Origin of the sequence: Streptomyces sp. BF23-19 (assembly GCF_041106355.1) — a bacterium.
Classification (GTDB): Bacteria; Actinomycetota; Actinomycetes; order Streptomycetales; family Streptomycetaceae; genus Streptomyces; species Streptomyces virginiae_A.
The window spans coordinates 78189-96445 of record NZ_JBGBPT010000022.1 but is presented as its reverse complement, the minus strand read 5'-3'; the positions used below and the strand labels follow the sequence as shown (position 1 = coordinate 96445).

The window sequence follows — 18257 nt, the reverse complement described above, 5'->3', positions numbered from 1 at the left end:
TGTGCCGCCCTCGACTCCCGCAGCCCGACGCCCGTCCGACCCTCGCCGTGCATACTTCTAAGGAAGAGGTGAGAGGTGGGTCCGGCCGCCGACAATCACCCGTTCGGATCCAGCAGGAAGTGTTCATGACGAAGCTGTCCGTAGTTGTCCCTTGCTACAACGAAGAGGCCGTCATCGACAGCTTCGACGTGGAGATCCGGAGGGTCCTGGACGCCCTCCCCGTCGAGTACGAGGTCTGCTACGTCGACGACGGAAGCCGCGACGGCACCCTCGACAAGCTCCGGAAGATCGCCGCCGAACACGGCGACCGGACCCGCTACGTCTCCTTCAGCCGGAACTTCGGCAAGGAGGCCGGCATGCTCGCCGGCCTGCGCGAGGCCACGGGCGACGCCGTGGTGATCATGGACGCGGACCTCCAGCACCCGCCGGAGCTCATCGCGACCATGCTGGAGCACTACCGGCAGGGACACGACCAGATCATCGCCCGCCGCACGCGCGAGGGCGACAAGAAGCTCCGCTCGGCCCTCAGCAGCCTCTACTACCGGGGTGTCAACCGCTGGGTCGACGTGGAGCTCACCGACGGCGTCGGTGACTTCCGCATGCTCTCGCGCCCGGCCGTGGACGCCCTGCTGTCGCTGCCGGAGTACAACCGCTTCTCCAAGGGCCTCTTCTCCTGGATCGGCTTCGACACCGTCCACTTCGACTACCGCAACGCGCAGCGCGAGGCCGGCGAGACGAAGTGGAAGTTCGGCGCCCTGCTGAACTACGGCATGGACGGCCTGATCTCCTTCAACAACAGGCCGCTGCGGATCGGGATCTGGTTCGGCGTGTCGCTGGTCGCCCTGACCGGTCTGTACGCCCTGTGGATCACGATCATGGCGATCACCAACGGCGTCGAGTCCCCGGGGTACGTCACCCTTGTGGCCATCATCACCGGCCTGGGCGGCGTGCAGTTGATCATGCTGGGTCTCATCGGCGAGTACATCGGCCGCATCTACTACGAAGCCAAGCGCAGGCCGCACTTCCTGGTGAAGGAATCGCACGGAGCACAGCCGCTCCCGCGGACCGATGGCCGGCCGGCGGCCCCGGTCGCAGAGCCTACGATCGTGGAGCGCAGCACCCGATGAGCCGCAAGGAACAGCTCGGCCAGGTGTTCAGATTCGCCCTCGTGGGCGGGGTCAACACCGGCACCTTCTTCGTCATCTACCTGCTCCTGCACCCGTGGATGCCGTACTTCGCCGCCTACTCGCTCGCCTTCGTCCTGGCGATGGTCGGCTCGTTCTTCATGAACACCTACTTCACCTACCGGACCCGGCCGACCTGGAAGAAGTTCTTCCTCTTCCCGCTGACGAACATCACCAACTTCGTCATCCAGTCCGTCGGCCTCTACGCGCTGGTGACCTGGGCCGGGATGGACACACGGATCGCCCCGCTGGTCGCGGCGGTCGTGGCCATCCCGTTCACCTTCCTGATCTCCCGCAAGATCCTCGTCCCGGGCGCCGCCCGGGCGGGGGGGGCCCCTCCCGCCGAGGCGGGGTCCGTGGCGGAGTCCTCGACGGGATCCTCGGCAGGGTCTTCGGCGGGGTCTTCGGCGGGGTCCTCGTCCAGGGTCTGAAACCCCCGAGCAGCCCCGCGTGCCCACCCCGTAGATTGAGACGGCAGGCATCTCGGCAACAGGCATTTCGGCAAGGGGCAAGGGGACAGACGTGTCAGCGGCTAGGCAAGGTGTCGTGGACGCCCGCAGGATCGTGGTCAAGGTCGGCTCCTCCTCCCTGACCACCGCAACGGGCGGACTCGACGCCGACCGCGTGGACGCGCTCGTCGACGTCCTCGCCAAGGCCCGCAGCGGAGGCGAGAAGGAGATCGTCCTCGTCTCCAGCGGAGCCATCGCCGCCGGACTCTCCCCGCTCGGCCTGCGCCGCCGGCCCAAGGACCTCGCCCGGCAGCAGGCCGCCGCGAGCGTCGGTCAGGGCCTGCTCGTCGCCCGTTACACCGCCTCCTTCGCCCGCTACGGCGTCCGCGTCGGCCAGGTGCTCCTCACCACCGACGACACCAGCCGCCGCGCCCACTACCGCAACGCGTACCGCACCCTCGACCAGCTGCTCGCCATGGGCGCCCTGCCCGTCGTCAACGAGAACGACACCGTCGCCACGGACGAGATCCGCTTCGGCGACAACGACCGGCTGGCGGCCCTCGTCGCCCACCTCGTCCGCGCGGACCTCCTCGTCCTCCTCTCGGACGTGGACGGCCTCTACGACGGAGACCCGTCCCAGCCCGGCACCACGCGCATCGAAGAGGTCCGCGGGCCCGAGGACATCGCGCACGTCTCGATCGGCAGCGCGGGCAAGGCCGGCGTCGGCACCGGCGGCATGGTCACCAAGGTCGAGGCGGCCCGGATCGCGGCCGCCGCCGGGATCCCCGTGGTGCTCACCTCCGCGAGCCAGGCCGCCGACGCCCTCGCCGGACGGGGGACCGGCACGCTGTTCCACGCCACCGGGCGCCGCTCCGCGGACCGGCTGCTCTGGCTCCAGCACGCGTCCACACCGCAAGGGCACCTGGTCCTGGACGACGGCGCCGTCCGCGCCGTCACCGAGCGCGGCAGCTCGCTGCTGCCCGCCGGGATCGCGGCGGTCGAGGGCGACTTCGTCGCCGGGGACCCGGTGGAACTGCGCTCCGCGGACGGCCGCGCCGTCGCCCGGGGCCTGGTCAACTTCGACGCCAAGGAGCTCCCGCAGCTCCTCGGCCGCTCCACTCGCGAGCTCGCGCGGGAACTCGGACCCGCGTACGAGCGGGAGGTCGTCCACCGGGACGATCTGGTCCTGCTGGAGGGCTGAGGTTCGGTAAAAGCGGAGCGCGGCGGCGCGTGGACTGGTCAACTGTGAGGGGCGGGCGGACCCGCGTGACGGAGACAGGAGGCGGCTGGTGAGACGAGCGCTGACCAGCGTCGGCACAGGGGACGGTGACGGCGGCGGTGGCGGGGAGGAGCAGGATCACGCATCCCGCCTGTGGCACGTGACCCTGAGCGTCTCCGGCAAGCCGGCCCCGCTGTCCGAGGTCCGGCGCGGACTGGAGCAACTGGCCCACGACCACCCCTTCCTGCTGACCAGCCGGTACGCCGACGACCACGCGGAGATCCGCTACTGGGAAGAGGCCCGGGACCTCCACGACGCGGCGGCCGTCGCCCTGCGCCTGTGGGGCGAACACCGCTCCTCGGCGAAGCTCCCGCCCTGGGAGATCGTCGGCTTGGAGGTCATCGACCGCGCCACCTACCACCAGCGCGTGGCGGAGGGCTACGGCCCACCCCCGGCCCACCCGGTAGGCGTCCATCCTTATTGACCGCGCCCCTCACCCGGCTCGGCCCCATCCGGCCCAGCCCCGCCGGCGTTCGGGGACGCGGGCCCATTCCGGCCCCGCCGGCGTTCGAGGCGCGGGGTGCGGGGCGGAGTCCCGGGAGCTTTCAGCCCGTCCGGCGCTCGAGGACCGGGGTCCGGGCGGAGCCCGGGGCCACGCGGCCCCGCCGGCGTTCGAGCCGCAGAGCCCCGGTCCTGTGCCCGCACGGGGCCACGGACCGGTACCGACCGCAGGGGATCGGGTCCGGCAGGGCGTAGGCGCGGCCCCACCCCGCCGACCCGGCCGGAGGCCGTCTCGCGGGGTGGAAACCCCCACGGCCACGCCCCCACCGGGGACTACCCTGGGCGGCATGACCTCGCTCGATGCCGCCACCTCGCCCGTCCTCGCCACCGCGCAGCGGTCCCGTACCGCCGCCGCCGCCATCGCCCCACTCCCGCGGTCCGCCAAGGACACCGCCCTGCTGGCGATCGCGGACGCGCTGGAGGCCCGTACGGCCGAGATCATCGCCGCCAACGCCGTGGACACGGACAAGGCCCGCGCCGCCGGCACCAGCGAGACGGTCATCGACCGCCTCACCCTCACCGCGGAGCGCGTCGCCGCCATCGCCTCCGACGTCCGCGACGTCGCCGCCCTCCCCGACCCCGTCGGCGAGGTCGTCCGCGGCAACACCCTCCCCAACGGCATCGACCTCCGCCAGATCCGCGTCCCGCTCGGCGTCGTCGGCATCATCTACGAGGCCCGCCCCAACGTCACCGTCGACGCCGCCGCCCTCTGTCTCAAGTCCGGCAACGCGGTGCTCCTGCGCGGCAGTTCCTCCGCCTACTCCTCCAACACCGCGCTCGTCGCCATCCTGCGGGACGCCGTCGAAAGCGCCGGCCTGCCCGCCGACGCGATCCAGCTCGTCCCCGGCGAGTCCCGCGACTCCGTCCGCGAGCTGATGCGCGCCCGCGGCCTCGTCGACGTCCTCATCCCGCGCGGCGGCGCCTCCCTCATCAAGACCGTGGTCGAGGAATCCACCGTCCCGGTCATCGAGACCGGTACCGGCAACTGCCACGTCTACGTCGACGCCCAGGCCGATCTGGACATGGCGGTGGACATCCTCATCAACTCCAAGGCGCAGCGGCCCTCGGTCTGCAACTCCGCCGAGACCCTCCTGGTCCACCGCGACATCGCCGACGCCTTCCTGCCGCGCGCCCTCGACGCACTCGCCGACGCCGGCGTCACCGTCCACGGCGACGCCCGCGTCCTCGCCGCCGCCGAGGGCGGCAAGGTCACCGCCCTGCCCGCCACGGACGAGGACTGGGCCGCCGAGTACCTGTCCTACGACATCGCCGCCGGCGTCGTGGACTCCCTCGACGACGCCGTCACCCACATCCGCCGCTGGACCTCCGGCCACACCGAGGCGATCGTCACCACCTCGCAGGCCGCCGCGCGCCGCTTCACCCAGCTGGTCGACTCGACCACGGTCGCCGTGAATGCATCCACTCGGTTCACGGACGGTGGTCAGTTCGGCTTCGGTGCCGAGATCGGTATCTCCACCCAGAAGCTGCACGCCAGGGGCCCGATGGGCCTTCCCGAGCTGACCTCCACCAAGTACATCGTCACCGGCGACGGTCACGTTCGGTAGTGAACGCCTGAGCACCGTGTGGCCGAAATTCGGCGCACACCCTGCCCAAGGAGGCCCCCCAGGTCTAGGCTGTTCCTGTGCCGGACGACGTGGGGGGCAAGCCGTTCCCGGACGACGGGGAGCCCGACGACGACCGCGGAGGCGCGGATCACGACTTCGCCTCCGTGGTGTTCGACGAGGACTTCGTCCGGAACGCCGAGATCCATGAACCGAGCGCCGCCGAGCGCCAGCGGGCCGCGGACCGAGCGCGCGCGGAGGCCGAAGCCGCCCGTGCCGTGGCCGGCGGCTGGACGGGCGACGACGACTACGACAGCTACGGATACGGCCACCCCGACGGGTACGACGACGACCACGGCTGGGACCACGACCGCGGCTACGGATACCCGGACGGCCCGTACGGGGCCTACGGCGGCAGCCTGCGCCCCTACCGCGGCCGCGCACCGTGGCTGCGCCCGGTCGCCTGGGTGCTCGCCTTCGTGATGGGCCTCGGCATGGTCGCCCTCGCCTTCAGCGCCGTCTACCGCAGTGCCGCGGGCGAGGCGGACCCCGCTCCGGCACCCGCCAGCACCCCCAGGGGTGAAGTCACCGGCGTCGGCGCGTTTACGTACCCCTCCGTTCGCCAACCCTGAAGGTACGACCCCACTCGCGTACGTTGGAGCTGGGGGCTTCTCTGGAGCGGGGACAGCGGGGAGAAGCGATGGCCGTGCCAGGAGATCCACCCAACAGCACCCCCGAGGGCATGGGCGGGGGCGATGACGACTTCCGGTCGGACGAGTACCGGTCGGTGGTGTTCGACGAGGACTTCGTCCGGGCTGCCCGCCTCCAGGAGTACTCCGCGCAGGAACGCATGGGCGAACACGCCCGTGCCGTACGCAGCCGCTCCATCTGGTCCGGCGGCGGCTCCGCGGCCCGGACCGGCACCCCCGGCCGGGGCGCACGGCAGGGCATGCTGCTCGTGCTGCTCATCGCCACGGCCTTCGCCGCCGCCGTCTACATGGGCCTGCGCAACCCCTACCTGCCCCCGGCCGGCGGACCCGCCCAGGCGCTCACCAGCACCGTGGTGCCGCTCGCCCCGACCACCGACGTGCCCGGCGGGCGCCCCGCCGAGCTGTACGCGAAGAGCCCCGCCGCCGACTACCGGGTCGGAGCGGCCGGCATCGCCCTGCCCGCCGTGCGCCGCACACACCACTTCACCGACGCCCAGGTCGTCGCCGCGCTGTCCATCGCCAAGGACTACCTGGTGCAGTCCTCGCTGGACCCCGACATCCTCACCGGAGCGGCCTCCCGCCCGGTGCGGGTCCTGCTCGACCCCGACCAGCTGGCGCAGTTCGACCGCAGCATGACCTCGCCCTCCGGCGACGGCCGCCACGCGGCGACCGGCTGGCTGGTCCGCTTCGATCCGGCGACCGCCGTCGTGGCCGACTCCCGGGTCCGGGTGAGCGGCACGCTCGCCGTCGAGGAGGTGGCCCCGGACATGCTGGAGGTCACCACCGACCACACCTTCGTGTACGCCGTACGGCCCGCCACCGGATCCCCGGCGGCGGCCGACGGTGCCTCGCTGTTCACCGTCCGGCGCGAGCTGCGGCTGCGCTTCGACCGGGACGACCTGACCGCCCGGCGGCTGGAGCTGGCCTCGGCCTACGTGATGGCCGGGCCCCAGGACTGCTCCGCCGACCCGGCCGGGGCCTTCCACCCGCTTCTGGCCGGAGCCGGCCCGACCACGGTGGGCCCGGCCGCGAGCGACCCGTACGCCACCGGCCGGCCGCGGCGCACGGCCGGGCTGTGCGGCGTCCTGGCACCGCCCGGGACCACGCCGCCCGTGACCGAGTCCGCGACGCCGCCCTCGCCCCCGCAGGCCGCTCCCGTCAGCCCTGCTCCGTAGCTCCGCCCTTGTCCTGCGACGCGGCGCCGGCTCCCGCTCCGGCAGCTCCCGTGAACTTCTCGCGGAGCTTGCCGCCCAGGTCGCCCGCGCCGCCCGCGATGTCGCCCACCAGCTTCATCAGCGGGTCCTTGCTGGTGCGCACCGAGTCGGCGTAGTGCGCGGCCGACTGCCGGAAGGAGTCGGTCACCGAGGTGTCCTTGTCCTCGTCACGTCGCGGGTAGTGGCCGTCCATGATCCGCTGGTGGTCGCGGCTCTCCGCCCACTTCTTCAGCTCGGCGGCCCGCACCGTGGTGAAGGGGTGGGTCCGGGGCAGCAGGTTCAGGATCTTCAGCACGGAGTCGCGCAGATCGCCGCTCGACTCGTACTCCTCGGCCTGGGCCAGGAAGGCGTCCACGTTCATCTCGTGGAGGTGATTGCCGCCCGCGATCTTCATCAGCCCGCGCATCGAGGCCTGCACGTCCTGTCCCACCAGCAGTCCGGCGCGGTCGGCCGAGAGCTCCGACTTGCGGAACCACTCCCGCAGCGCCGTCACGATCGTCATGATCGCCACATTGCCCAGCGGGATCCACGCGACCTTCATCGCCAGGTTGGTCAGGAACAGCAGGATCGTGCGGTAGACCGCGTGCCCCGACAGCGCGTGGCCCACCTCGTGGCCCACCACCGCCCGCATCTCCTCCTCGTCGAGCAGCTCGACGAGGCCCGTGGTCACCACGATGATCGGCTCGTCCAGCCCGATGCACATGGCGTTGGGGTTCGGGTCCTGCTGCACATACATCTGGGGGACCTTCTCCAGGTCCAGGATGTAGCAGGCGTCCCGCAGCATCGCGTGCAGGTGCGGGAACTGCGTCTCGCCCACCCGCACCGACTCCGACAGGAACAGCAGCCGCAGGCTCCGCTCCGGAAGCAGCCCGCTCAGGGCCTTGAACACCGTGTCGAAGCCGCTCAGCTTGCGCAGTGCCACCAGCGCCGAGCGGTCCGCCGGATGCTCGTACGCCCGCGACGAGATGCCGGGGAACCGCCTGCGATCCCGTGCCGGTGCCTTCTCGAACCCTGTTTCCGTCATAGCGCCCTCCCCTGGATGGACCTGCTCGACCCTGCGTCTATCCTCTCCAACGCCTGAGTCGGCGTGAGCGTGCCCCAGGCCCCCGCATACGATGTGAGCGAAGTCTCCGCTCGCTCCCCGACTCGATAGGTATCTGCCTGATGAGCCTCTCCACCACCGCCCACAACCTGGTCGTCCTCGCCTCGGAGGGGGCCGAGCAGCACGGCGGCAACCACGACAGCCTGAACCCGTACCTGACCGGCGGCGGTGCCTTCGTCATCCTGATGCTGATGCTGTGGGTCACCACGCGCCTGAACCGCGACCGCTGAACCCGCTGAACCCGCTGAACCCGCCGGGAACGCCGCGTCCGCCGGGCCAGTAGGCTCTGCGCTCATGGGAGAGCAGGAGATGCCTACCGGTCCGGTCAAGCGCCGGCTCGGCGTGATGGGCGGGACATTCGACCCGATCCATCACGGACACCTGGTGGCCGCCAGCGAGGTGGCCGCCCTTTTCCACCTCGACGAGGTGATGTTCGTGCCGACCGGCGAGCCGTGGCAGAAGTCGCAGCGGGCCGTGTCGCCGGCCGAGGACCGTTATCTGATGACGGTCATCGCCACCGCATCGAACCCGCAGTTCTCGGTGAGCCGCATCGACATCGACCGCGGCGGGCCGACCTACACCATCGACACCCTGCGGGACCTGAAGGCGCAGAACGACGACGCCGATCTGTTCTTCATCACCGGTGCCGACGCGCTCGCGCAGATCCTGACCTGGCGAAACGCCGAAGAGCTCTTCTCGCTCTCCCACTTCATCGGAGTCACCCGGCCGGGCCACGTGCTCACCGACGACGGGCTCCCGGAGGGCGGTGTCTCCCTGGTGGAGGTGCCCGCGCTCGCGATCTCGTCCACGGACTGCCGTGCGAGGGTGGCCCAGGGGGATCCTGTCTGGTACTTGGTGCCGGACGGCGTCGTGCGCTACATCGACAAGCGTGAGCTGTACCGGGGAGCCTGAGCTTCCGGAGAGAGGGGCCCCGCGGTGAACGACCGACAGGATCCGTACGACCCGTATGCCGCCCAGGAGCAGCAGCTCGTCGGCTACGACGCGTACGGGCGGCCGGTGTACGGCCAGGCGCCCGCGCAGCCCGCCCAGCCCGCCCCGCAGCAGTACGGGCAGCAGTACGAGCAGCAGCAGTACGGCTACCAGGGCTACGGCCATCAGCAGCCGCAACAGCAGCAGTACTACCCGCAGCAGCCGGCCGCCCAGGAGTACGGGCAGCAGGGGTACACCCAGGCGCCGGGCTACGGGTACGACACGCAGCAGACCCAGCAGTGGATCCCGCAGCAGAGCGCCCCGGAGCCCGCGGAGGCCCCGGCCCCGGCCGAGCGCCCGGCCGCCCAGGTCCCCGAGCCGCGCCGACCGGACGGCGAGGGCGGCGGCGCCCGCGGCGAGGCGCACGACGACGAGCCCGCGGCGGGCCGGGACTACCGCACCGAGATGTTCGCCTTCATCGACCAGCCGGACGAGGACTCCGAGGACGTCATCGACTGGCTCAAATTCACCGAGAGCCGCACCGAACGCCGCGAGGAGGCCCGCCGCCGCGGCCGCAACCGGGTGGTCGCCCTGATCGTCGTCCTCGCCCTGTTCGTCGTCGGCGGCCTCGGCTACCTCTGGTACGCGGGCAAACTGCCCTTCCTCGACAGCCCCGGCGACAAGAAGGCCGGCGCGACCGCCGACGCCGGCGCGCAGAAGCGGGACATGATCGTCGTCCACCTGCACAACACCAAGAAGGGCGGCACCTCCTCGGCGCTGCTCGTCGACAACGTCACCACCAAGCAGGGCGCCACCGTCCTGCTGCCGAACACCCTGGCCATCACCGGCCAGGACGGCACGGCGACGGGACTCGGCAAGTCGGTCGAGGACGGCGGTCTCGGCACCCGCGAGGCCCTCGACTCCGTGCTCGGCACCCACATCGGCGGCACCTGGCGCCTGGACACCCCCTTCCTGGAGAACCTGGTCGAGCTGGTCGGCGGCATCGAGGTCGACACCGACACCGTGGTCCCGGCCGACGACGCGGCCAAGACCCCGGCCGTGGCCCAGGGCCAGAAGCAGAGCCTGAGCGGCCCGATGGCCGTCGCGTACGCCACGTTCCGCGGGCAGGGCGAACCGGAGGCCAAGCAGTTGGAACGCCTGGGCAAGGTGCTCCAGGCGGTGCTGCGCAAGGTTCCGGGCGACCCGAAGGCGGCGGCCGTGACCGTCGAGAGCATCGGCCAGATCCTCGATCCGGCCCTGAACGCGCAGACCCTCGGGGCCCTGCTGTCCCGGCTCGGCGCGCACGCCAAGGTGGGCGCGTACCGCACGGACGTCCTCGCGGTGAAGGCGGACGGCGCGCTCACGGACGACGCGAACAAGACGGTCGTCAAGGAGGTGCTGGGCGGCTCCGGCGCGGCGGCGCAGCCCGGTGCGGCCCCGCGCGTCGGCCTCAAGGACGCCACCGGCGACGAGAAGACGCAGATCGCGGCCAAGGCGGCGCTGGTGAACAGCGGCTACACCTTCGTCGACGGCGGCAAGGCCGACAAGGCCGCGGCCGGCTCGCAGATCACCTACCAGGACGACGCGCAGCGGGACCGCGCGATCGAGGTCGCCAAGACGCTGGGACTGCCCGAGACGGTCGTGAAGAAGGGCGAGAACACGGTGAACGCGGACATCGTGGTGACCCTGGGCAAGGACTACAAGGCGTCCTGACCAGGCCCCGGAGCGGTCCGGAGGGAGGCATTCGCCCGCGCGCGACGCTGCGCGCGGGCTGTGTCGGCGGTACATGAGACCCTTGTAAGGATCTGCCCGCCAACCCGAAAGCATGGCCAGTGACCGCCACGGACCGCTCCATCGAGCTCATCACCGCCGCCGCCCAGGCCGCGGCCGACCGGCTCGCGCACGACATCATCGCGTACGACGTCAGCGACGTGCTGTCGATCACCGACGCCTTCCTGCTCGCCTCGGCGCCCAACGACCGCCAGGTCAAGTCGATCGTCGACGAGATCGAGGAGCGCCTGCTCAAGGAGCTCGGCGCCAAGCCGGTGCGCCGCGAGGGCGACCGCGACGCCCGCTGGATCCTGCTCGACTACGTCGACATCGTCGTCCACGTCCAGCACAGCGAGGAGCGTGTCTTCTACGCGCTGGAGCGCCTGTGGAAGGACTGCCCCGAGATCGAGCTCCCCGAGGACGCCAAGCTCACCATCGGCAAGGCCGAGGAGCACGCCAAGCTGCGTGAGGCGGCGGGCGACGACGAACTGGACGGTGATCTGTTCTGAGCGCGACCACCTCGGGCAAGTCCGGCAGGAAGATCGTCCTCTGGCGGCACGGCCAGACCTCGTGGAACCTGGAGCGACGCTTCCAGGGTTCCACGGACATCGAGCTGACCGAAGCGGGCGTGGCGCAGGCGCGCCGCTCCGCGCGGTTGCTCGCCTCGCTGAAGCCGGATGCCATCGTGGCCTCCGACCTGCAGCGCGCCTCCGCCACGGCCGCCGAGCTGGCGGCCCTCACGGGGCTGACGGTGTCGCACGACGCGGCGCTGCGCGAGACGTACGCCGGCGAGTGGCAGGGCCTCACGCACGACGAGATCCTCGAGAAGTACGGCGAGCAGTACTCGGCGTGGAAGCGCGGTGAACCGGTCCGTCGCGGTGGCGGTGAGCTGGAGACCGAGGTCGCCGACCGCGCGGCGCCGGTGGTGCTGGAACACGCCGACCGGCTGCCGCGGCCCGGCACCCTCGTCGTGGTCAGCCACGGCGGCACCATCCGTACGACGATCGGGCGCCTGCTGGGCCTGAACTCGTACGACTGGGAGGGCCTCGGCGGGCTCTCCAACTGCTGTTGGTCCGTCCTCGGCGAGGGCGCGCGCGGCTGGCGCCTGCTGGAGCACAACGCCGGCACGCTGCCGGAACCGGTGCTCGGCGACGACGACTGAGCGGCCTTCTGCCGCTCCCCGGTGGGGCTGCCACCCGGATTTCACTTTCCGGCTGGTCACAGGCTAGAGTTCTTCTTGTTCGCAGCGCAGAACACCGGAGACGGGGGGAGCGCGGCGGAGAGCGGGGCTATAGCTCAGTTGGTAGAGCGCCTGCATGGCATGCAGGAGGTCAGGAGTTCAATTCTCCTTAGCTCCACAATCAGGATCCCGTCCCCAACAGGGGGCGGGATCCTTGCTTTTGTACCCTTTGCGTTTGCTGACCTGGCCCGCACCGGCATGGCAGAATCGTGACCGCCGGAGGGGGAGACGACGGCCCGACGCGGGAGGGAGTCGCTGACGGATGGGTGCACACCGGCGCCGGTGCGACTGGTGCAACAACGGCACGCCGATCGTGCGGGACATGGACCCGGTCAACCCCGACTACCAGTACTGGTGCGAGGAATGCGCTCGGGCGCTGATCATAAAAGGCGACCCGATCGAGACGTACCGTGAGCTGGAAGGGGAGCCGATCTACGGGCGGCTGCTCGACGAGCACTGCACGCTGAAGCGGTTCTATCAGTTCGCACGAGCGTGACAAGTTGGCTCAAATCGGACATGGCCTCTGGTCGGTGGAAACCGATTTTTGGACCAGGGGCATGACCGTGTAATGTTTGGGACGTCGCCAAGGGGAACCGGCAAGGGAAACCGAAGCGGCAAGCACAACAAGGGGCTATAGCTCAGTTGGTAGAGCGCCTGCATGGCATGCAGGAGGTCAGGAGTTCAATTCTCCTTAGCTCCACAGTGAAGAAGCGGGCCACCCGGAACGGGTGGCCCGCTTCTCGTTGTCCCCCTGTGCGTCGTAGGTCGTGCCTCGTGCGTCGTGTGGCGTGTCGACGGGTGGAACGGCCGAGCGTCGCGAGGGGCCGCTGCGGTACCCTGACGCCATGCGTGCCGTACGCCTTCTGCTTACCGAGCCGCGCTGATCAGTACCGACCCTTCGAGACGGTCGGACCCGGCGCGGCGTCCCCTCCTGTGCGAGGGGTTTTTTCGTTTGGGCAGGCAGAGACGGCAGAGACGATCGATGGAGCTTCAGAAATCATGAGCGAGACGAACACCCCGGCCCCCGAGGCGGCCGAGGCGCACCGCTACACGGCTGCCATGGCCGCCGACATCGAGGCACGCTGGCAGGACGTCTGGGACGCGCAGGGCACGTACGAGGCCCCGAACCCGACCGGTGACCTGGCCGGGGACCCCGCGGTGGTCGCACGGCCCAAGAAGTTCATCATGGACATGTTCCCGTACCCGTCCGGTGCGGGCCTGCACGTCGGACACCCGCTCGGGTACATCGCCACCGATGTCTTCGCCCGCCACCAGAGGATGACCGGCCACAACGTCCTGCACACCCTGGGCTTCGACGCCTTCGGCCTGCCTGCCGAGCAGTACGCCGTGCAGACCGGCACGCACCCGCGGGTCTCGACCGAGGCCAACATCGAGAACATGAAGGTCCAGCTGCGCCGGCTGGGCCTGGGCCACGACAAGCGCCGGTCGTTCGCCACGATCGACCCGGACTACTACAAGTGGACCCAGTGGATCTTCCTGCAGATCTACAACTCCTGGTACGACGCCGACGCCAAGAAGGCCCGCCCGATCGCCGAGCTGGTCGCCGCCTTCGAGGACGGCACCCGTGAGGTCCCCGGCGGCCGCGCCTGGGTGGACCTGACCGCGGCCGAGCGGGCCGACGTACTGAACGAGTACCGCCTGGCGTACTCCTCGGACGCGCCGGTGAACTGGTGCCCCGGGCTGGGCACCGTACTGGCCAACGAGGAGGTCACCGCCGACGGCCGTTCCGAGCGCGGCAACTTCCCCGTCTTCAAGTCCCGGCTGAGCCAGTGGAACATGCGGATCACCGCCTACGCCGACCGGCTGATCGACGACCTGGACGCGCTGGACTGGCCCGAGGCCATCAAGCTGCAGCAGCGGAACTGGATCGGCCGCAGCGAGGGCGCGCGCGTCGACTTCGCGCTGGGCGACGAGGCCATCACCGTCTTCACCACCCGTCCGGACACCCTGTTCGGCGCCACCTACATGGTGCTGGCGCCCGAGCACCCGCTGGTCGAGAAGTTCATCCCGGCCGCCTGGCCCGAGGGCACCCACGACATCTGGACCGGCGGGCACGCCACACCGGCCGAGGCCGTCAGCGCCTACCGCAAGCAGGCCGCCTCGAAGTCGGACGTCGAGCGACAGGCCGAGGCCAAGGACAAGACCGGTGTCTTCACCGGCGAGTACGCCGTCAACCCGGTCAGCGGTGACAAGGTCCCGGTCTTCATCGCCGACTACGTGCTGATGGGCTACGGCACCGGCGCGATCATGGCCGTCCCGGCGCACGACGGCCGCGACTTCGAGTTCGCGCGCGCCTTCGAGCTGCCGATGCGCTGCGTCGTGGAGCCGTCGGACGGGCGCGGCACCGACCCGGCCGAGTGGGACGACGCCTTCGTCTCCTACGAAGCGAAACTGGTCAACTCGACGGGCGAGGGCATCGCCCTGGACGGCCTGGGCGTCGTCGAGGCGAAGGCCGCGATCACCGAGTGGCTGACCGAGCGCGGTATCGGCGAGGGCACCGTCAACTTCCGTCTGCGTGACTGGCTGTTCAGCCGTCAGCGGTACTGGGGCGAGCCCTTCCCGATCGTCTACGACGAGGACGGCGTCGCGCACCCGCTGCCCGAGTCGATGCTGCCGCTGGAGCTGCCGGAGGTCGAGGACTACTCGCCGCGCACCTTCGAGCCGGACGACGCCGCGTCGAAGCCGGAGACCCCGCTGTCGCGCAACGGCGAATGGGTGAACGTGGAGCTGGACCTGGGCGACGGCCGCGGTGTGCGCTCCTTCCGCCGCGAGACCAACACCATGCCCAACTGGGCCGGTTCCTGCTGGTACGAGCTGCGCTACCTGGACCCGAACAACTCCTCGGCCCTGGTGGACCCGGAGATCGAGCAGTACTGGATGGGCCCGCGCGAGGGCGCCCCGCACGGCGGTGTCGACCTGTACGTGGGCGGCGCCGAGCACGCGGTGCTGCACCTGCTGTACGCCCGCTTCTGGTCGAAGGTGCTGTTCGACCTGGGCCACGTCTCCTCGGCGGAGCCGTTCCACAAGCTGTTCAACCAGGGCATGATCCAGGCGTACGCCTACACCGACGCGCGCGGTGTCTACGTGCCCGCGGCCGAGGTCGAGGAGCGCGACGGCGGGTACTTCTACCAGGACCAGCCGGTCAAGCGTGAGCACGGCAAGATGGGCAAGTCCCTGAAGAACGCCGTCACGCCGGACGAGATCTGCGAGGAGTACGGCGCGGACACGCTGCGCCTGTACGAGATGGCGATGGGCCCCCTGGACGTCTCCCGTCCGTGGGACACCCGGGCCGTGGTCGGCCAGTACCGGCTGCTGCAGCGCCTGTGGCGCAACATCGTGGACGAGGAGACGGGCGCCGTCACCGTCGTGGACGGCGAGCCGGACGAGGCGACCCTGCGCGCGCTGCACAAGGCGATCGACGGGGCCGGCTCGGACCTGACGGGGCTGCGCTTCAACACCGCCATCGCGAAGATCACCGAGCTGAACAACGCGCTGACGAAGGCCGGCCGCCCGCTGGAGCGCTCGGTCGCCGAGGCGCTGGTGCTGCTGGTCGCCCCGCTGGCCCCGCACATCGCGGAGGAGCTGTGGCACCGCCTGGGTCACAGCGAGTCGGTGGTCCACCAGGACTTCCCGGTCGCGGACCCGGCGTACGTCGTGGACGAGAGCGTGACCTGCGTGGTGCAGGTCAAGGGCAAGGTCAAGGCGCGGCTGGAGGTGTCGCCGACGATCTCCGAGGCGGAGCTGGAGCAGCTGGCCGTGACCGATGAGGGTGTCGTGGCGGCGCTGGGCGGCGCGGAGATCCGCAAGGTGATCGTGCGTGCGCCGAAGCTGGTGAACATCGTCATCTGAGTCATCCGCGTCGTCCCAGGACGCACACCCCCGCATAGGGGGGATCCCGTACGGGCAGGTTGGGGGTTCGATTGGAACCCTTGACCTGCCCGCGGCGTTTACCGTGGAGGGGACGGAAAAGAGCCGTCGGGTGCTCGGGAAGGGACGCTCATGGAGTCCGCGTTGATCATCTTCGCGCTGATGCTGCTTTTCACCTTCCTGGGGTTGGGTGTGTACGCGACCGTCAAGGTGGTGCAGGCGACCAAGCGCGGTGTGGACCGGACGATCACGCAGGCGCGGCGGACCGTGGAGGACACCGCCCTGCGGGCCAAGAGCTTCGGTCAGGTCGGGGTCCCGGGTGCGCTGGCCCAGCTGCGGCTCGACCTGCGGACCTCGATGCGCGCCACGGAGCAGGCGCTGCGGGACGGGGTCCGGGTGGACGCCTCGCTGCACGAGTCGATCGCGCTGTTCGAGCGGCTGAGCGCGCACGGGCGCGAGCTCGACGACGAGCTGAAGCGGCTGGAGCAGGACCCGGACCGCGGGCGTATCGCGGAGCGCCTGCCGGACCTGCGGGAGCGGACGGCCAAGATCAAACAGGCCGCGGACTCGCTGCGATGGGCCGCGCGGGACCGGGCGCAGCGCTTCGCGCAGGACGACCTGTCCACGCTGTCGGCCCAGATCGAGGTCGAGTCCGACGCGCTGCGGGACTGGTCGCGGGAGCCGGTGGACGACCTCGCGGCGGCGGCCGCGGCGTGGGACGCGGCGCAGGCGAACGGCGCCGCGGCGGGTCCCGCGCAGGCTCCGGGGAGCGCCTCGGCGAATGCTTCGGGGCAGCCCTCGGCGGCGAGCCCGGCTCGAGGCGGGGATCAGCCGCAGGCGCTGAATCCGGCCGCTCCGGCGCCGCAGTACCCCTGGCAGAAGACGCGCCGGCCGGAAAGCACGACCTGAGGACGCGAGCTGAGGACGCGAGCCGAGGGCGCGAGCTGAGGACGAGCTGAGGACGACTTGGGTCGACCTGAGCCCGACCTGCGGAGAGGCGCGCGAGGGTTCGTACCGTAGGCTCTCGCCGCCGTAGGAGCCCCGACCGACGGTCGCGTCGTGGGCCCAGGCTGCCGTCCTGCCCCCACTGGCGGTAACCTCCGGCTCATGTCCCGCCATGTCGCCATCGTCACCGATTCCACGGCCTACCTGCCCCGACCGGCCATGGCGCGGCACGGAATCACCGCCGTCCCGCTCACCGTGGTGCTCGGTGGCGAGGCCCTGGAGGAAGGCACCGAGATCTCGGCGCGCAGCCTGGCCCTGGCCCTGCAGAAGCGCCGTTCGGTCACCACCTCGCGCCCCGGCCCCGAGCAGTTCGTCCGGGCCTACCGGGCGGCGGCGGACGCCGGCGCCACCGGCATCGTCAGCCTGCACCTGTCCGCCGAGTTCTCCGGCACCTACGACGCGGCCGTGGTCGCCGCCAGGACCGCGCCCGTACCAGTCCGGGTCCTGGACACCGGCATGGTCGCGATGGCCCTCGGCTTCTGTGCGCTGGCCGCCGCGGAGGTGGCCGAGGCGGGCGGATCCGTGGACGAGGCCGTGGCGGCAGCCGAGAAGCGGGCGGCGGACATGGCCGCGTACTTCTACGTCGACACCCTCGACTACCTTCGCCGCGGCGGCCGGATCGGGGCGGCCCAGGCCCTGCTCGGCTCGGCCCTCGCGGTGAAGCCCCTGCTGACGCTGGAGGGCGGCCGGATCGAGATGCTGGAGAAGGTCCGTACGTCGTCCAAGGCGATCGCCCGCCTGGAAGAGCTGGCCGTCGAGCGCGCCGGGTCCGCCGAGGTCGACGTGGCGGTGCACCATCTCGCGGCTCCCGAGCGGGCGGAGAAGCTCGCCGAGCGGCTGCGCGAGCGCATCCCCGGGCTGGTCGAGCTGCACGTCAGCGAGGTCGGAGCGGTGATCGGGGCGCACACCGGTCCGGGGCTGCTGGCGGCGGTCGTCTCGCCCCGCTGATCACCGGAACGGGTGGCCCGGTTATCCACAACGGGCCTTTTTTCCACTGGAATTGAGTGTTCCGAACCGGGGGCGGGATCGGCCTCTACGGTCGTGGCATGACTCTTCGAACGCGTGCTCCGTATCCGTCGGGTGCCACCAGTGGCCCGGGCCGCCCCCGTCTCTCCGACGGCCGACTTTCCGATCCTCGACTTCCCGATGGTCGGCTCGCCGACGGTCCGCTCTCCGGCAGTGGACACTCCGACAGCCGTCTGCGGCGTCGCCGTACGGCGCTTCGTGGCCGACGGGTTCCTCATCCGGAGCCGGGCGCGGTGCGCCGGCGGGCCGAGGCCTTGCTGGGGGACAGCGGCCCGCCGCAGGCACCGCCGCCTTTGCCGCCCCCGCCGCCCGAGGCGTTCCAGGCGCCGTCGGCGGCCGTGGACGGGGTGGATGTCCCGGATGTCGAAGCGGCGCCCGATGACGCCTCCGGCCTGCC

General features: G+C 71.0%; 17 protein-coding genes and 2 tRNA genes. 18 read left to right on the top strand and 1 reads right to left on the bottom strand.

Annotation, left to right across the window (positions count from 1 at the left end; genetic code table 11):
• The first annotated feature begins 125 nt into the window (after nucleotides 1–125).
• The 7 genes from AB8A24_RS15275 (at nucleotide 126) to AB8A24_RS15245 (ending at nucleotide 6860) form a co-directional block, all read left to right on the top strand.
• Nucleotides 126–1127, top strand: a complete 1002-nt coding sequence (locus AB8A24_RS15275; protein ID WP_328963391.1) for a glycosyltransferase family 2 protein — start codon at nucleotides 126–128, stop codon at nucleotides 1125–1127.
• Nucleotides 1124–1615, top strand: a complete 492-nt coding sequence (locus AB8A24_RS15270; protein ID WP_369476061.1) for a GtrA family protein — start codon at nucleotides 1124–1126, stop codon at nucleotides 1613–1615. The genes AB8A24_RS15275 and AB8A24_RS15270 overlap by 4 nt, the downstream gene beginning before the upstream one ends.
• Before the next feature lie 91 nt (nucleotides 1616–1706).
• Nucleotides 1707–2834 (top strand): glutamate 5-kinase, encoded by a 1128-nt coding sequence (proB, locus tag AB8A24_RS15265; RefSeq protein WP_266391323.1) that lies wholly within the window; start codon nucleotides 1707–1709, stop codon nucleotides 2832–2834.
• Between the two features lie 100 nt (nucleotides 2835–2934).
• Nucleotides 2935–3336, top strand: a complete 402-nt coding sequence (locus tag AB8A24_RS15260) for a hypothetical protein (protein WP_030757343.1) — start codon at nucleotides 2935–2937, stop codon at nucleotides 3334–3336.
• 355 nt (nucleotides 3337–3691) lie between these two features.
• Nucleotides 3692–4978: a glutamate-5-semialdehyde dehydrogenase gene (locus AB8A24_RS15255; protein ID WP_106983018.1), complete on the top strand. Its 1287-nt coding sequence runs from the start codon at nucleotides 3692–3694 to the stop codon at nucleotides 4976–4978.
• Between the two features lie 77 nt (nucleotides 4979–5055).
• Entirely contained in the window at nucleotides 5056–5607 is a 552-nt protein-coding gene (locus AB8A24_RS15250) for a hypothetical protein (RefSeq protein WP_328963393.1), read from the top strand.
• A 68-nt stretch (nucleotides 5608–5675) separates the two neighbouring features.
• The gene (locus tag AB8A24_RS15245; RefSeq protein WP_328963394.1) at nucleotides 5676–6860 is read left to right on the top strand and encodes a hypothetical protein; all 1185 of its coding nucleotides are present in this window, start codon (nucleotides 5676–5678) and stop codon (nucleotides 6858–6860) included.
• Here AB8A24_RS15245 and AB8A24_RS15240 read toward each other — a convergent pair.
• Complete coding sequence (locus tag AB8A24_RS15240) at nucleotides 6844–7923, bottom strand: M48 family metallopeptidase (protein ID WP_328963395.1); 1080 nt, start codon at nucleotides 7921–7923, stop codon at nucleotides 6844–6846. The two genes, AB8A24_RS15245 and AB8A24_RS15240, sit on opposite strands and share 17 nt — an antisense overlap.
• Before the next feature lie 140 nt (nucleotides 7924–8063).
• Here AB8A24_RS15240 and AB8A24_RS15235 point away from each other — a divergent pair, with 140 nt between their 5' ends.
• The 11 genes from AB8A24_RS15235 to AB8A24_RS15185 all read left to right on the top strand — a co-directional run bounded on the left by AB8A24_RS15235 (nucleotide 8064) and on the right by AB8A24_RS15185 (nucleotide 17782).
• The gene (locus AB8A24_RS15235; protein ID WP_033224011.1) at nucleotides 8064–8231 is read left to right on the top strand and encodes a hypothetical protein; all 168 of its coding nucleotides are present in this window, start codon (nucleotides 8064–8066) and stop codon (nucleotides 8229–8231) included.
• Between the two features lie 64 nt (nucleotides 8232–8295).
• Entirely contained in the window at nucleotides 8296–8913 is a 618-nt protein-coding gene (gene nadD, locus AB8A24_RS15230; RefSeq protein WP_030008626.1) for a nicotinate-nucleotide adenylyltransferase, read from the top strand.
• 24 nt (nucleotides 8914–8937) lie between these two features.
• Entirely contained in the window at nucleotides 8938–10644 is a 1707-nt protein-coding gene (locus AB8A24_RS15225; protein WP_328963396.1) for an LCP family protein, read from the top strand.
• A gap of 119 nt (nucleotides 10645–10763) precedes the next feature.
• Nucleotides 10764–11210 carry a ribosome silencing factor gene (rsfS, locus tag AB8A24_RS15220; protein ID WP_030008628.1) on the top strand — a complete coding sequence of 149 codons (447 nt, stop codon included), beginning with the start codon at nucleotides 10764–10766 and terminating at the stop codon, nucleotides 11208–11210.
• The gene (locus AB8A24_RS15215) at nucleotides 11207–11863 is read left to right on the top strand and encodes a histidine phosphatase family protein (protein WP_328965982.1); all 657 of its coding nucleotides are present in this window, start codon (nucleotides 11207–11209) and stop codon (nucleotides 11861–11863) included. The genes rsfS and AB8A24_RS15215 overlap by 4 nt, the downstream gene beginning before the upstream one ends.
• A 123-nt stretch (nucleotides 11864–11986) precedes the next feature.
• Nucleotides 11987–12059 (top strand) — tRNA-Ala (locus tag AB8A24_RS15210).
• 144 nt (nucleotides 12060–12203) lie between these two features.
• Nucleotides 12204–12437: a hypothetical protein gene (locus AB8A24_RS15205; protein ID WP_008738908.1), complete on the top strand. Its 234-nt coding sequence runs from the start codon at nucleotides 12204–12206 to the stop codon at nucleotides 12435–12437.
• Nucleotides 12438–12568: 131 nt separating this feature from the next.
• Nucleotides 12569–12641: transfer RNA gene (locus AB8A24_RS15200), tRNA-Ala, on the top strand.
• 299 nt (nucleotides 12642–12940) lie between these two features.
• Nucleotides 12941–15811: a leucine--tRNA ligase gene (gene leuS, locus AB8A24_RS15195; protein WP_328963397.1), complete on the top strand. Its 2871-nt coding sequence runs from the start codon at nucleotides 12941–12943 to the stop codon at nucleotides 15809–15811.
• A gap of 150 nt (nucleotides 15812–15961) precedes the next feature.
• Complete coding sequence (locus AB8A24_RS15190) at nucleotides 15962–16738, top strand: hypothetical protein (RefSeq protein ID WP_328963398.1); 777 nt, start codon at nucleotides 15962–15964, stop codon at nucleotides 16736–16738.
• Nucleotides 16739–16936: 198 nt separating this feature from the next.
• Nucleotides 16937–17782 (top strand): DegV family protein, encoded by an 846-nt coding sequence (locus AB8A24_RS15185; RefSeq protein ID WP_328963399.1) that lies wholly within the window; start codon nucleotides 16937–16939, stop codon nucleotides 17780–17782.
• The last annotated feature ends 475 nt before the right edge of the window (nucleotides 17783–18257 follow it).

Excerpts from the sequence above, each read along its gene's own strand:
- AB8A24_RS15235 (WP_033224011.1), top strand. The coding sequence starts at position 8,064 with ATGAGCCTCTCCACCACCGCCCACAACCTGGTCGTCCTCGCCTCGGAG.
- AB8A24_RS15245 (WP_328963394.1), top strand. The coding sequence starts at position 5,676 with ATGGCCGTGCCAGGAGATCCACCCAACAGCACCCCCGAGGGCATGGGC.
- AB8A24_RS15205 (WP_008738908.1), top strand. The coding sequence starts at position 12,204 with ATGGGTGCACACCGGCGCCGGTGCGACTGGTGCAACAACGGCACGCCG.
- AB8A24_RS15270 (WP_369476061.1), top strand. The coding sequence starts at position 1,124 with ATGAGCCGCAAGGAACAGCTCGGCCAGGTGTTCAGATTCGCCCTCGTG.
- AB8A24_RS15190 (WP_328963398.1), top strand. The coding sequence starts at position 15,962 with ATGGAGTCCGCGTTGATCATCTTCGCGCTGATGCTGCTTTTCACCTTC.
- nadD (WP_030008626.1), top strand. The coding sequence starts at position 8,296 with ATGGGAGAGCAGGAGATGCCTACCGGTCCGGTCAAGCGCCGGCTCGGC.
- AB8A24_RS15240 (WP_328963395.1), bottom strand. The coding sequence starts at position 7,923 with ATGACGGAAACAGGGTTCGAGAAGGCACCGGCACGGGATCGCAGGCGG.
- leuS (WP_328963397.1), top strand. The coding sequence starts at position 12,941 with ATGAGCGAGACGAACACCCCGGCCCCCGAGGCGGCCGAGGCGCACCGC.
- AB8A24_RS15275 (WP_328963391.1), top strand. The coding sequence starts at position 126 with ATGACGAAGCTGTCCGTAGTTGTCCCTTGCTACAACGAAGAGGCCGTC.
- AB8A24_RS15185 (WP_328963399.1), top strand. The coding sequence starts at position 16,937 with ATGTCCCGCCATGTCGCCATCGTCACCGATTCCACGGCCTACCTGCCC.